Genomic DNA, 14,484 nt, shown 5'->3' on the forward strand with positions numbered 1-14,484 from the left:
AGATGGACTTACATAATCCCGATGTGTGGTTTGCACACCTACTGGAAAATCTGCCAGAAGATAAATCAGCCGCAGCACTGAAAGATGACAATCCTGACTGGGAGTATATTGACGGCGACATCGTCAAGCTCGGTTCGCTGGCGCATGGTCAACTGAATATTCCAGAAATACAGCGTCGTGGGCTTGTACTCCTGGCCTCAGAGAGCAAAGACTTCCGTCTGTTGGCGCATCTTTTGCGTACCTTGCAACACGCTGGCAACCCGTTGCTGGCATTGCGCCTGTTGGACCGTTACGTGGAACACTACTGGTTGGTCGCTGCGCCACAAAACATGGCGCATAAAAAACGCTTTGCCGGGCAGGTGATAAAGCGTTTTGAGCCTGGCGTTGATGGTTTTTCCCGGCAGGCTGATGCCACACAGCGCGACCTGCTACTGGGGGAATTGGCGAAACTTGCACTGCGCTGGCAGGAACATAACGCGCCGGAACTGGCACAGTCCGCAGATGATCTCTTTGCCCTTTACCAGCGGGCATTTCGGGACTGCTCGCCAGTCTCTTCTTCTGCATCTACACAGTCCACCGCTACCCCGGTGCAGACCGCTGCTTTGACGGTATCAACAACGCCTGCGGCAATGGTAAATATCGATAGCCATGACGATAAAACCTGGCGTGACACGTTACTGAAAGTTGCAGCCATCTTATGTGAACGCCAACCGGACTCGCCGCAGGGCTACCGTTTGCGCCGCCATGCATTATGGCAATCTATCACCAGTACTCCTCATGCTGAAAGCGATGGACGCACACAACTGGCGGCAGTCTCTGCCGATATGGCAGCAGAGTACCAGTCCCGTCTGAACACTGCGGATATGGCGTTATGGCAACAGACAGAAAAAAGTCTATTGCTTGCCCCGTACTGGATTGACGGCCATTACCTTTCCGCACAAATCGCGCAGCATCTTGGCTATTCCCACGTGGCGGAGTCTATCCGCGATGAAGTTACCTGCTTTCTCACCCGGTTACCTCAGTTGGCTAACTTAAAGTTTAGCGATCTCACACCGTTTATGACTGAACCAACGAAACAGTGGCTGCTTGCAGGGCAGGGTAGCCAGCCAACTCATGCCGTGCAGACAGATGAAGCTACGCAGGCCATCCGTCAGTGTTTTAGCGATCACGGATTGGAAGCAGCGCTGCGGTATCTGGAGCAACTTCCCGCAGGGGAGCCACGTGACCAGTTTCACCGGCAGTATCTTGGTGCACAACTGATGGAAGAAGCAGGGATGGAACAGCTTGCTCAACAGCAGTACCGGATGATGTTCCAGGCAGGGGGGCGGATGATGCTGGCCGACTGGGAGCCGTCATTGCTGGAAGCACTGAAAAACAAATTCACGGCAGAACAATAAGAAATTACAGGAGTTTTTGTGTTCAGATTACCAACCCCCCGACTGTTTAGCGGGCTTAAGACCATGCTCAGGCCGGCGATGCCGCGGTTAAAGGTTTCCGCTGCCTGGTTGTTGATGCTGGCGTGGATCTTTCTGCTGGTATGGATCTGGTGGAAAGGCCCCGCGTGGAAGCTGGATGACGAGTATTGGCTACAACCTTTGGCAAACCGCTGGCTGGCCACTGCTGCCTGGGGATTGATCGCGCTGGCGTGGCTGACTATCAGGGTCATGAAGCGACTGCAGCAACTTGAAAAACAGCAGCGTCAGCAGCGTGAGGAGACGCAGGATCCGCTTAGCGCGGAACTGAATGCACAGCAGCGTTATCTTGATCGCTGGTTGTTGCGTTTGCAACGTCATCTCGACAGCCGTCGTTACCTGTGGCAATTGCCATGGTATATGGTCATAGGCCCAACAGGGAGTGGTAAAACAGCGCTGCTGCGCGAAGGTTTTCCATCTGACATTATTTATACTCCTGAAGCCGTTCGGGGAGCAGAACAACATCTACGCATAACACCGCATGTCGGGAAGCAGGCGGTGATTTTTGATATTGATGGTGCGCTCTGCGACCAGCCAGATGGAGATGTCTTACACCGTCGGCGCTGGGAACACATTCTGGGCTGGTTAGTCGAAAAACGCGCCCGTCAGCCGCTGAATGGCCTGATCCTGACACTGGACTTTACTGATCTGCTTACTGCTGACAAACGCCGCCGTGAGAATCTATTGCAGATGCTGCGCAGCCGTCTGCAGGATGTACGGCAACATCTTCACTGCCAGTTACCGGTCTATGTGGTGCTAACCCGACTGGATTTACTCCATGGTTTTGCCGCCCTGTTTCAGTCGCTGGACAAAAAAGATCGTGACACTATTCTCGGCGTCACCTTTACCCGCCATGCCCATAAGAATGAAGACTGGCGTACGGAATTGAATACGTTCTGGCAAAAATGGGTAGAACAGCTCAACCATGCTTTGCCGGACCTGATGCTGGCACAGAACCACAATCGCAGTTCCCTGTTCAGTTTTTCCCGCCAAATGCAGGGCAGCCGTGAATCACTGATTGCGCTGATTGACGCCTTGCTGGACGGCGAAAACATGGATGTCATGCTGCGTGGGGTGTACCTCACCTCTTCGCTGCAACGTGGTCAGATAGATGACATCTTTATGCAGTCCGCTGCCCGTCAATATCGGCTGGGTAGCAGCCCGCTGGTGGCCTGGCCACTGGTAGACACCGTACCGTATTTCACCCGCAATCTGTTTCCACAAGCGTTGCTGGCAGAGCCTAATTTGTCTGGGGAAAATAGCGTCTGGCTGGGTAATGCCCGTCGCCAGATGATGGCTTTTTCGGCATGCGGTGCAGTTCTTGCCATCCTGCTCATCAGCGGCTGGCAGCATTACTACAACACCAACTGGCGCGCAGGGATTAGAGTACTGGAACAGGCGAGGGCGTTTATGGCCGTACCGCCACCACAGGGAACAGATGACTACGGCAATCTGCAATTGCCTCTGCTTAACCCGGTACGTGATGCCACGCTGGCGTATGGTGACTGGGGCGAGCGTAGCCGCCTGGCTGAACTGGGGTTATATCAAGGGCGGCGTATTGGTCCCTATGTGGAACAGACTTATCTGCAACTGCTGGATCAGCGTTATCTCCCAGCTCTGCTTAATGGTCTGATGAAGGATTTGGCTGCGGCTCCGGAAGGCAGCGAAGAAAAACTTGCCGTGTTGCGTGTGATAAGAATGTTGGAGGACAAAAGCGGGCGCAACGCAACCGTGGTTAAGCAGTACATGGCGAAGCGCTGGAGCGAGCAGTTCCATGGCCAGCGCGATGTACAAGCCCAACTGATGGCGCATCTCGATTACAGCCTCGAGCACACTGACTGGCACGCAGACCGAGCGGCGGGTGATGGTGACGCCATCAGCCGTTGGACACCGTATGAAAACTCAGTCGCTAGCGCACAGAAAGAACTCAGCAAACTATCGGTGTACCAGCGTGTTTACCAGAGCCTGAAAACGCGGGCGTTAGGTGTGTTGCCTGCTGATCTGAATCTGCGCGATCAGGTCGGCCCGACCTTTGACCAGGTATTTACCTCTGCAGATGACAACAAACTGATTGTCCCGCAGTTTCTGACCCGTTACGGCCTACAAAGTTACTTTGTGCAACAGCGTGACGCGCTGGTGGAGTTGACGGCGATGGACTCTTGGGTACTGAACCTGACTCGCAGTGTGAAATACAGCGAGGCTGACCGGGCTGAAATCCAACGTCAACTCACCGAGCAGTATTTCAGCGATTACACAGCGACCTGGCGTGCAGGGATGGACAACCTGAACGTGCATAACTATGAGTCGATCACGGAACTGGCAGGGTCGCTGGAGCAAATCATCAGCGGCGACCAACCTCTTCAGCGGGCGCTGACCGCATTGCGGGATAACACGCAACCGGCGGTGTTTTCCGAAAAACTGGATGACAAGGCCCGCGAAGAAGCGTTGGCTGAGCCGGATTACCTGTTGCTGACGCGTCTGGGGCATGAGTTTGCTACCGAAAACAGCACACTGACGGTACAGAAAGACAAAGAAAGCACTCTACAGGCAGTTTACCAACAACTGACAGAGCTGCATCGTTATCTACAGGCTATTCAGAACGCACCGGTGCCGGGTAAATCAGCGCTGAAAGCCGTGCAGTTGCGGCTGGATCAAAACAGCAGCGACCCTATTTTCGCCACTCGGCAGATGGCGAAAACATTGCCCACACCGCTGAACCGTTGGGTCGGTATGCTGGCCGATCAGGCCTGGCATGTGGTGATGGTAGAAGCTGTTCACTATATGGAAGTTGACTGGCGTGAAAACGTAGTGAAACCGTTTAACGAACAACTTGCGGATAACTATCCGTTTAGTCCGCGCTCATCGCAGGATGCGTCGCTGGATGCGTTCGAACGCTTCTTTAAACCAGACGGTATTCTGGACAGCTTCTATCAGCAGAACCTGAAGCTGTTTATGGAAAACGATCTAAGCCTGGCCGATGGCGATAACAACGTGATTATTCGTGAAGATATCCGCCAGCAACTGGATACGGCACAAAAAATCCGCGACATCTTCTTCAGTAGGCAAAATGGCTTAGGGACGCAGTTTGCGGTAGAGCCGTTACAGCTTTCGGGTAACAAACGGCGCAGCGTATTGAACCTCGATGGGCAGCTTGTTGATTACAGCCAGGGGCGTAACTATACCGCGCACCTGGTGTGGCCAAATAATATGCGCGAAGGCAACGAGAGCAAGCTGACGATAGTTGGTACAGGGGGGAATGCGCCACGGAGTATCACCTTCACTGGGCCGTGGGCACAATTCCGGTTATTTGGCGCAGGCCAGTTAACCAGCATACAGGACGGTAGTTTCAACGTGCGCTTTAATGTGGATGGTGGCGCAATGGTGTACCGGGTACATACCGATACAGAAGACAATCCGTTTATTGGCGGGCTGTTCAGCCAGTTCCAGTTGACGGATACGCTGTATTAAAGATAGATGCCTCCTCAGGTTATTTACCTGGGGAGGCATCACAATATCAAAACTGAGAGTGTGGAATAATTATGGCAAATCTTGTTTATATGACGCTTAACGGCGAATTACAGGGGCTAATTTCAGCTGGATGTTCTTCTATGAATTCTATCGGCAATAAAGCGCAGATAATTCATTATGATCAAATAATGGTGCTAGGTTTATCACACAGTTTGACACGGCATCAGAATGTTAATCACCAGGCGCTGACGATGATTAAACCGGTAGATAAATCATCCCCTCTATTAGGGAAAGCCATCACTGAAAATGAGTGTCTGACTTGTGATTTTAGTTTCTACCGAACCAATCGTATGGGCATGAACGAATGTTACTATAAGCTGAAATTAACTAATGCCAGAATAGCAGGTATCCATCTTCAGGTGCCTCATACTATTGATGACAGTGATGGTCAGTCACAAGAATCTATTGAGCTGACTTATGAGTCAATTAATTGGGAGCACTGTACTGCGGGAACCAGTGCATATAGTTTATGGAGCGATCGTATTTTCTAATAATCATTGGAGGCGTTATGGATAACAAAAATCAGAATGCTTCACTGAGTGATTATCTCGGTGAAATAGTGAGTGGCAATGCACCCATTAACCAGTTGTACCCTCAGCACCCTTTTTTACTTGATACACTTAAACTAGAGGAAGTTTTAAATAAAAACACGCAGCACATTATGTTGCTAACCATGGATGAAGCTTATGCCGTTGCTGATGCACTATATGACAAGGGCACTACCTATGCTGGGAATATTAAAGATACGGTAGCGGGTGCAAAAAATATTTTTAAACTGGGGAGTTACAAAGATGCCGGGAAATTGGTTTTTAACTTAAAAGGGTTGGCTGTTAAAGCAACTCCTTACATCCAGAAGGGGGTCACCTATATTAAAATTAGCGGTTATTCTTCTGTGCGTCGAATTCTGAACGGAACCCGTTATGCGGTTAATCACCCACAAATCCTTGAACTGGGTATAGGAAAAGCAGGGATTAATGCCGGGATCATGAGTGGTGCACGGTTCTGCATTTATTTTTCTGCTGCTCAACGTGTCGTGGAGTTTATTTTTTCCGATCATAGTGGGGAGGCTGTTGCCGAATTTATTGGAAATATCACCATGGATGTGGCAAAAGTGATAGTGACTATATATGTGACAAAAATGGTAGTAGCAGGCGTAGGTGCCATGTTTAGTATCACCCTTCCGATTTCTGTAGGGATAGTGCTTATAATTTTCTTGGGAATGATAATCACTTATTCGTTATTTAAAATTGATAAGGAATTTAATTTATCTGAAAAATTAATCACAAGTATCCGAAAGGGAATGGAAGAGCAGCAAAAAGTGACTGAGTGGAATATGAAGAACATGAATCCTTATCAGTCTTCTATGATAAATGGGCAATATTGAAATCATGGATGTTAAGAAATACAAGAAAAAAGTTGTAGCGCTTACAATGGTTATCTTCGCAACAGGTATGATAATGTTTCTTTATTATTATTGTAGCCAGACTATAATGGGTTTGATTAACGGTGAGGATTATATTTTTTATACTTGGGGAAGTATTCCATCCTTTTTTGCATTGCCTGTGATGATTTATGGCGATGTGCTCTGTTTGAGTGTACTTCTTCCATATAGTATGCAAACGACACCTGTTTTGCTAAAGCTAATAATCCCAGCAACAATCTATGCTGTTGCCGCATTGGTTCTGGGATTTATGCTTTCTATAATAATATCTATTTACCCTCTAGGTACTAATTACTATCAATGTAACACCTCCGGTATTGTATCAGGTAGTCATTACGCTAAGAGTAAAGGAATGTGCAAGGCGAGAGAATATTCAGCAAACAGTGAAGGTAAAAATAAAATCCAGAAATAAAAACAACAGGTATTTAAAATTCAGATGATTCTAATTTTTATTAATGATAAAGAGATGTCTACATTATGGATGTTGTGAAAATAAAAGGTATAGCTTCGTCCGTTTTTATTATTGCATTCACGACGAGCATGATTGTGTTTATTTGTAATGAGGCTGGTACGGACACGCTGAGCCTAATTAAAGGTGAGGGTTATATTGTATTTGATTGGAAGCAAATACCTGTATTGCTTTTCATTCCGGCTATGATTTTATTCGATCTATGTGCTCTTTGTATGTTAATTCCAATATGCAGGAAAAAAACAAATCAAGTTATGCAGAAATTACTGATCCCATTGACAATATACTGTGTTGCCGTATTCATTATTGGTTCGATTGTTTCTATGATTATTTCTGTATTCGTTCTTGGTGCTAATTACTATAAATGTGATTCCACAAGTATAGTCTCTTCAGGTAGTCATTATGCTAAGAGTAAAGAGATATGTAGAGAGAGGGCATATTCATCAAGTGGTGAAGATGAAACTCAGAAAACAGAATAATGCTTTTTCAAGTGAATCTGTAGTTATTGTAAATTCATTACAAGCATTTACATGATGGGTAATTCATAAATAATGAATGAGGTGTTGATACAGTGAACATTGAAAAAATAAAAGGAGTATCTTGTGCTATTTTTACAGTTGTATTCCTGACCGGAATGATTGTGTTTGTTTATAATAAAGTAGGGCCTGATACGTTAAAGTTGATTAAAGGCGAGGGTTATATATACTATGACTGGAAACAAATTCCCGTATTCCTTTTTCTTCCGGTTGCAATTGTTTTTGATTTGTTTATATTTCTTATAATAGCCTTGCCATCATGCAGGGAAAGAATAGGTGTGATTGTAAGGAAATTAATAATGCCAGTATCGATTTACAGTGTTGTGGCATTTTTTGTTGGTATTATTATTTCAATGGTTATTTCTATATATCCGCTTGGCACCGATTACTATAAATGTGATTCTACTAGTATCGTATCCTCAGGTAGTTATTATGCTAAGAGTAAAGAGATATGCAAACAAAGAGCATATTCACCTGAGCAGGAAAGCAAAGTAGATTCTATTAAATAATGTTTAATCTGTCGATATTGAATTTGTAAGAGTTATGCGAAATATATAATGAGCACAAGATTATTCTGTACGTGGTTATTTTGTTCTCAATTACATCCAAGGAATAAGTAAAATGAAAGAGACGCAGACCATCGTTACTGGTAGCGACCCGCGCGAATTGCCGGAATTTAGTGCCATCCGCGAGGAAATTAATAAAGCCAATAATCCATCGCAACCGGAACTGAACTGGAAACTGGTGGAATCGCTGGCGCTGGCGATTTTCAAAGCCAATGGAGTGGATTTGCATACCGCGGCTTACTATACGCTGGCTCGCACCCGTACCCAAGGGTTGCCCGGGTTCTGTGAAGGGACTGAATTGCTGGCAGCGATGATAAGCCATGAATGGGAAAAATTCTGGCCGCAGAGTGGCCCCGCGCGCACCGAAATGCTCGACTGGTTTAACACTCGTACTGGCAATATCTTGCGCCAACAACTGTCATTTTCTGACGCTGACCTACCGCTGCTCTATCGCACTGAGCGGGCATTACAACTTATCTGCGACAAACTCCAGCAGGTGGAGTTGAAGCGTCATCCGCGTGTGGAAAATCTTTTGTACTTTGTGCAGAACACGCGAAAACGGCTTGAACCACAGCTAATAACCAGCGTGCCAGTACAACCGACTGTCCGGACGCTGGTGTACGCACCAGAGGGTGCAGAAACCTCACACGATTTGTTACCGCCCCTTCCTGAATTGCCGGAGATGAGAGTGGCTGTTCATGGTATGGCAGCCAGCCAGCCTATAGCCCAGAAGGGAAATCTCGTTAAGGGATTTGCAGGTGGTGTGTTCTGTAGCGCCGTTGTGGTTGCCGCATTCTGGTGGTGGCAGCTTTACCCTATGCAGCAACAAATCGGTGCAGTGCGCGATACGGCGCAGGGGGCAGCAACTGTGTGGTTAGTATCACCGGATCAGGCGAATTATCAGCAGCGGTTACAGCAACTCCTTACTGTTTCACCGTTGAAACCACTGGAAACGGGTCAACGGATGGTTCGCACGGCAGACAGCCAGTGGCCTGAAAGTTTGCAACAACAGCAAGCGACGGCGCAGTGGAATGACATGCTAAAAGGCCGCTCAGCAAACAGCCCCGAACTTAAGGGCTGGCAGCAGACGCGCACGGATTTACGCGCATTCGCTGAATTGTTAGTACAACGTGAAAAAGCGAAAGAAGGTTTTACACTTTCTTCTATCAAAACCATGGTCTATCAGGCAGAACGGACGCTGAACCAGGAAACACCTCTGGAATACCTGCTGACGCAATACCAGGATGCACACGAGCAGAAGCTGAATACTGATGCTCTGGAAAAACAAATTAATGAGCGGCTGGATGGCGTATTAAGCCGCTGGTTGTTGCTGAAAGACACCACTGTTCTGGGGACGGTAACCGACACTAAAGTTGATAAATAGTACTGACTATCAGGGGGGTTAACATGGCAGATTTTTTAACTGACATTAAACAGAAAGTGATAGTTTTTGATATATCACCGTATTTCACATGAAGTACGAAAGTAATATATTTATCAATGCCTGCCGCCATAAATTACAGGCGGCAGATGTGGTGATATTACTGATATCGGTTCACTAGATCTTTAACCACAGCTACAAACGTTTTCTGCTTAAGCTGAGTAATCTGTTGCTCTGTTATATTTATGTTTCCTGACTGAACAGGGAGCACACTGTATTCATAATTGACAGGTGACCAGGTAGCCCATTCACCCGTTGCTACATTCACCAGAGAAAAACGTACCAGGTAACGCAGTGAGGCTGAATCCGTGAGTTTTTCATTTTTATAATCGGACCATACCATGTTTTTTGTCACAGAATCATATCTGCCTGACTGCAATGTATCCTGGTAAACGATAATGACTCTTTGATGCCCCTTCGCTGCGATATAACGTAACGCCTGCATATAATTCATATTTTCACTGGCAATAATATCCCCACTCTCATTTTTATTACATACAGCTACTTTTTGTCTGTCTGGAATTCCGGTGAATGTCGATACCCGATAGTATTTTTCCATTTCCTGTTGCATGGACATTTCAGGCGCCTTGTTACCTGACTGAACCAGGATAACGGCAGAATTCAGCGGTACACTTAACTTCTCGCCATCCATTGCTGCCTGAATATCTTCTTCAGATACAGCCAGTGTCGTTTCATTCCCAAAAATATCTTTGTCGGTCAGTTGCTGTGCGAGGGCATTTTTACTGGCACTACTTTCTGGACGAAATGCTCCGGTTTTTTTTGCATCAATAGGGGAATGTGGTGCACAGCCGGCAAGAAAAAATGCAGCTGCGCACAAAAAGACTGTTGACCTGGAATCCATGCTACTTTCTTCCTTGTTTTCGCCAAAATTATTGTGATTGTTCATCTGGAAATCTGAAGTGATTATATACCTGTACTAGTAGTCAACAAAATAGGATTTATTTTATTATACATTCATGAAATGTATGGGTTGTGCTGAAATGATTATCTGAATGATTTTCATGATGGTAAATTAAGTCTTTAGTCGTGGTGGAGATATTTATGTAATATTAAATAGGTAAGTAGAAATATCACAATGTTTGGTCTGGCACGGCTCTTTTATTAATCATCCGTTCCGGCAATCCCTCCTAGCCAGGCAATTAACTGGCTACTTCCCGGTTGGCTCAGTGTTCGTTGTGGCCAGGCGAGAAAATAGGGTTTACTCAGCGGCAGGCTGAGCTCATCTACGACAACAAGGGTGCCTAATGCTAGTTCTTTGGCAATTAAATGCCGTTGCCCAAGTACAACCCCCGTACCCGCGACAGCGGCATCTAATGCGAGTGAAGTGAGATTGAAGATGAAAGAGGGCTGCGGTTGAGGTTCTTCCCTCTCTTTAGCCTGAAACCAGCTTCGCCAGTCAGGTAGAAAACGCCCTTCGTTTCCCCAGTCGAGATGAATCAGTGGTGCTTCGTTTAGCAGATCCCGGCCCTGGAAACGCGCAACCAGTTCCGGGCTGGCGACTGGCAGCACCTCATCGTGAAATAAAAATTGTTTTTCCAGTTGGCTATAGCGTTCCTCACCAAAACAGATAACAAAATCGGCATGCATGGTGTTGAAGTCCACCTGGGTATGAGTGCCATGCAACGCCAGGTCAACATCCAGGCAATGGGCACGCCAGTTATGTAACTCGGGAAGTAGCCATTTGGTTGCCAGTGAAGGCAAAGAATAGAGCGTTAATCGGGGAGCCGCAGCGGCATAGCGAATGTTTTGCTGGCCAAGCAGCAAAATATTAAAAGCTTCAGTGACATAACGTAAATACTCTTTCCCTGTTTCGGTCAACATCACTCCGTTTGGCGTGCGGACAAAAAGTGCACTGCCTAGCTGTTCCTCCAACTGACGAATTTGCTGGCTAACAGCGGCAGGAGTGAGCGCTAACTGAGCTGCCGCTTTTGCAAGGCTACCCAATTCAGCCGCCGCTTTGAACGAGTTAATCACGCTGATTTTGGGTAATCGCAGTTGCGGTGCAGGCATTAATTTTTCCTTTTCAAGGTATTAAGTATTTATCGTTAGCTACTCAGCGTGCAGGGGGATTACAGTAAAATCACACCTGCTAACGATGAGAATTGCATATATGCCTGAATCCATTATTAGTCTCGACGTGCATCCGATTAACGATATCGCCTGGCGTCGCTCTTGCCGGGAGCAGTTAAACGCCAGCGGTGCGCTGGTACTACGCCAGTTTTTGCAACCAGCAGCACTGAATACCATTATCGGTGAGGCCGAAGCACAGCGCCATCAGGCGTATCACACGGTCAGCAGCCATAATGCATACCTGATGAAAACCGATCCGGAATTCAGTGCGGAACATCCCCGCAATCGCGACGTAATCAGTACCAAAGGTTGCATCACTGATGATTTAATTGCCTCTAATTCGCCGCTACGCACACTTTATAATAGTGCTGAGTTTCAGTTTTTTCTTTGCGATGTACTGGGCGAAGAAGCTCTCTATCCTTATGCCGACTCCCTCTCATCGATTAATATTCACTATGCTCCGCACGGTAAGGAATTGGGCTGGCATTTTGATAACTCATCGTTTGCCATCACTCTGTTATTACAAAAACCGCTAGCGGGCGGTATTTTTCAGTATGTGAAGGATTTGCGCGATGCAGATGCGGGTGAGATGAATTACGACGGAGTGGCAGAAGTCCTTGATGAACGCTGCACTGTCGATCAATTGGCAATCGACCCGGGCGATCTGGTTTTGTTTCGGGGCCGTAATTCGCTTCATCGCGTCACACCCACCGAAGGTGAGGTGACGCGAATGTTGGTCGTACTGGCCTACAACACTAAACCGGATACCGCACTATCAGAAAACGCCCGTATGACCTTTTATGGGCGTCTTTAATCTTCAGTCTCGTTAAGCAGCGCACGCCAACCACGGGCAAAGTATTGCTGAGTACGCAACGCCACCAGTGCCCGCCAGTCTTCATCGGCGGGCCAGAACGCTTCCACCAAATCACGTTTAATTTCCTGGCCCTCGGCAGTGGCAGGATTACCTTTGAGATGTAACCAGTGATCGTTCCGTAGTCGCCGGTGCATCTCTTCTGCAGGGTAGGTGCCACATTCCACGACCAGCGGCAGAATCTGGGTATCAGGCAAAGCGTTGAGCAGGAACTGCGACAAATAACCCGTTGCTGTCGCTGCGACGCCGGTATCGCTATCTCGACCCGCACCGGTAAACAAAAGCGTCAGTGATTCTTTGTAGAGCCGTTTGCCCCATGCGTGTGCCGGGAATGGCTGCTCAGCAATAGAAAGCAGCATCGGATGGGCCCAGGCCCCAGCACCCGTATGCAGATCAAAACTGATGATGGTCCGTGCGCGACTGAGATGACGCTCAATGATGGCTTGCATGGTTTGCATGGACCAACTGGGTTGGTTGCCACCATAGAACAAGCCTGTCGGATACTGATACTGCCCGGCCTCGACTACGCGTTTTAGCGCAGGCCATCCCTCCCTGGACAGCGCTGAAGCCAGTTGCCTGTCGGCAAATTCCCGCTCACCAGAGTAAATATCGTGCCAACGCAGATAGTCTTGATTACTCGGGATGGTCTGTGAAAAATCGATGAAGCCGCGGTTAAGATCAATATTGTCTTCGTTGACTCGCCGCAGGTGGGCGGTTCCCCAGGGGTTAAGCAGATGGATAAACAGCAGTGCTGTATCAGCAGGTAACTGATTCATCTCAAATTGCGCAAGCCAGGCAATCTGGCTCTCTGAGCCATAATAGCCTTCAACCCCATGAGTGCCAGAAATCACAAGCATCATGCGAGATGCCGTCTCACTGCCAAAAAGCGCTACATCGGTATAAAGTAATTCACCTTTCGGGCCGCTGAGTGGATGTGGGTAAGAATGAATCAACCCACCTTTTGTCTCTGCCATGGAAATAAAACGCGACCTCTGAGTGGTATAATCCGCTAATGGAATATCCGCTGTCATCATTATTTATTTCCTTATGGATAAACTGAGTAATTAAAGTATTTCTTTGCCAGGCGATCGTAAGTGCCATTTTTATGTATTTCGGCCAATGCCAGGTTTATTAATTGCAGATTTGTTTTATCGTCTTTTCTTAATGCGATGCCAACACCATCACCAAATACTTCTTTGTCTGTAATAGTGGCCTTAATCGCAAAGTTTTTACCCTCCGGTTTATCAAGAAAACCTTGCTCGGCAGAGATAATATTGGTCAGGCTGCCATCAAGACGCCCGGAAACCAGATCAGGATAAATCTCCATCTGATTGGCGTAGGAGATGACCTCCACGCCTTGTGGTTCCCATTTTTTCTTGGCGTAGGTTTCCTGAATAGTCCCCTGTGCTACGCCGATTTTTTTGCCCTGCAGTGAAGCCGTATCATGGCTCAGTGTGCTGCTGTTCAGTGCGATCAGCGCATTTGGAGTGTTATAAAGCATGTCGCTAAATGCGACCTGCTCACGGCGCTTCTCGGTCATTGCCATAGCAGACAGAATCGCATCAAACTTCCGCGCATTAAGCGCAGGAATGGTCGCGTCAAAGCCAATTTCTACCCACTGGCAGGTCACTTTAGCCTGGGCGCAGATGGCATTACCCAGATCAATATCAAACCCCTGAAGCGAGCCGTCGGTAGCTTTAGATTCAAACGGCGCAAACGTTGGGTCGACACCAATACGTAGGATCTGCTGTGCAAAAGCAGTATGACTTAATCCTGAAAACGCGAGAATCAGTGAGGCGAGAATATGCTTTTTCATTTTTATCTCCGAGGGGCGCAGGTGAAATTATTAGTCACACATAAATTAATTACCATGACGTTACTATTTCCGCCAGTAAATATCTTACTTCAGCTCTAGTTTTTTCTTATAATTTCGGTTGTGTCGTGTGGTAAGTAAAACTTTCGACAGCATTAAATATTATTTAATGCTGTTAGTGGGAGTAAATGTATTTATTTATATTGCAAGTTAAGCAGGCGATTTATTGACAAATTATTGGTCAAGTAACCGAACT

The 14,484-nt window shown here is 47.1% G+C and carries 13 protein-coding genes; 9 read left to right on the forward strand and 4 right to left on the reverse strand.

Annotated features, from left to right (window positions below; genetic code table 11):
• The first annotated feature begins 2 nt into the window (after positions 1-2).
• The 8 genes from tssA to M975_RS00535 all read left to right on the forward strand — a co-directional run bounded on the left by tssA (position 3) and on the right by M975_RS00535 (position 9,396).
• Positions 3-1,397 carry a type VI secretion system protein TssA gene (gene tssA / locus M975_RS00500; protein WP_064556639.1) on the forward strand — a complete coding sequence of 465 codons (1,395 nt, stop codon included), beginning with the start codon at positions 3-5 and terminating at the stop codon, positions 1,395-1,397.
• Between the two features lie 18 nt (positions 1,398-1,415).
• The gene (tssM, locus tag M975_RS00505) at positions 1,416-4,940 is read left to right on the forward strand and encodes a type VI secretion system membrane subunit TssM (RefSeq protein WP_064556640.1); all 3,525 of its coding nucleotides are present in this window, start codon (positions 1,416-1,418) and stop codon (positions 4,938-4,940) included.
• Between the two features lie 71 nt (positions 4,941-5,011).
• Complete coding sequence (locus M975_RS00510) at positions 5,012-5,491, forward strand: Hcp family type VI secretion system effector (RefSeq protein ID WP_064556641.1); 480 nt, start codon at positions 5,012-5,014, stop codon at positions 5,489-5,491.
• A gap of 17 nt (positions 5,492-5,508) precedes the next feature.
• Complete coding sequence (locus tag M975_RS00515; RefSeq protein ID WP_064556643.1) at positions 5,509-6,384, forward strand: hypothetical protein; 876 nt, start codon at positions 5,509-5,511, stop codon at positions 6,382-6,384.
• A complete protein-coding gene (locus M975_RS00520) occupies positions 6,371-6,853 on the forward strand; it encodes a DUF1240 domain-containing protein (RefSeq protein WP_064556645.1) in 483 nt (160 codons plus the stop codon). The genes M975_RS00515 and M975_RS00520 overlap by 14 nt, the downstream gene beginning before the upstream one ends.
• 65 nt (positions 6,854-6,918) lie before the next feature.
• Positions 6,919-7,389 carry a DUF1240 domain-containing protein gene (locus M975_RS00525; RefSeq protein WP_064556647.1) on the forward strand — a complete coding sequence of 157 codons (471 nt, stop codon included), beginning with the start codon at positions 6,919-6,921 and terminating at the stop codon, positions 7,387-7,389.
• Between the two features lie 92 nt (positions 7,390-7,481).
• The gene (locus M975_RS00530; protein WP_064556649.1) at positions 7,482-7,955 is read left to right on the forward strand and encodes a hypothetical protein; all 474 of its coding nucleotides are present in this window, start codon (positions 7,482-7,484) and stop codon (positions 7,953-7,955) included.
• Between the two features lie 112 nt (positions 7,956-8,067).
• Positions 8,068-9,396, forward strand: coding sequence for a VasL domain-containing protein (locus tag M975_RS00535; RefSeq protein WP_064556651.1), 1,329 nt, complete (start codon positions 8,068-8,070; stop codon positions 9,394-9,396).
• A gap of 157 nt (positions 9,397-9,553) precedes the next feature.
• On the opposite strand, the gene M975_RS00540 is transcribed toward M975_RS00535, so the two are convergent.
• Both M975_RS00540 and M975_RS00545 read right to left on the reverse strand, forming a co-directional pair.
• Positions 9,554-10,315 (reverse strand): lipoprotein YafT, encoded by a 762-nt coding sequence (locus tag M975_RS00540; RefSeq protein WP_064556653.1) that lies wholly within the window; start codon positions 10,313-10,315, stop codon positions 9,554-9,556.
• A 260-nt stretch (positions 10,316-10,575) separates the two neighbouring features.
• Positions 10,576-11,484: a LysR substrate-binding domain-containing protein gene (locus M975_RS00545; RefSeq protein WP_064556655.1), complete on the reverse strand. Its 909-nt coding sequence runs from the start codon at positions 11,482-11,484 to the stop codon at positions 10,576-10,578.
• Positions 11,485-11,584: 100 nt separating this feature from the next.
• Here M975_RS00545 and M975_RS00550 point away from each other — a divergent pair, with 100 nt between their 5' ends.
• Positions 11,585-12,358: a 2OG-Fe(II) oxygenase family protein gene (locus tag M975_RS00550; RefSeq protein WP_064556850.1), complete on the forward strand. Its 774-nt coding sequence runs from the start codon at positions 11,585-11,587 to the stop codon at positions 12,356-12,358.
• Here M975_RS00550 and M975_RS00555 read toward each other — a convergent pair.
• Together M975_RS00555 and M975_RS00560 are read right to left on the reverse strand one after the other, a co-directional pair.
• Positions 12,355-13,449, reverse strand: coding sequence for a DUF2817 domain-containing protein (locus M975_RS00555; RefSeq protein ID WP_245164247.1), 1,095 nt, complete (start codon positions 13,447-13,449; stop codon positions 12,355-12,357). The genes M975_RS00550 and M975_RS00555 overlap by 4 nt on opposite strands.
• An 11-nt stretch (positions 13,450-13,460) precedes the next feature.
• Positions 13,461-14,231 (reverse strand): ABC transporter substrate-binding protein, encoded by a 771-nt coding sequence (locus tag M975_RS00560; protein ID WP_064556657.1) that lies wholly within the window; start codon positions 14,229-14,231, stop codon positions 13,461-13,463.
• Between the last annotated feature and the right edge of the window lie 253 nt (positions 14,232-14,484).

The sequence above is a fragment of the Buttiauxella brennerae ATCC 51605 genome (genome assembly GCF_001654925.1).
Lineage (GTDB): Bacteria > Pseudomonadota > Gammaproteobacteria > Enterobacterales > Enterobacteriaceae > Buttiauxella > Buttiauxella brennerae.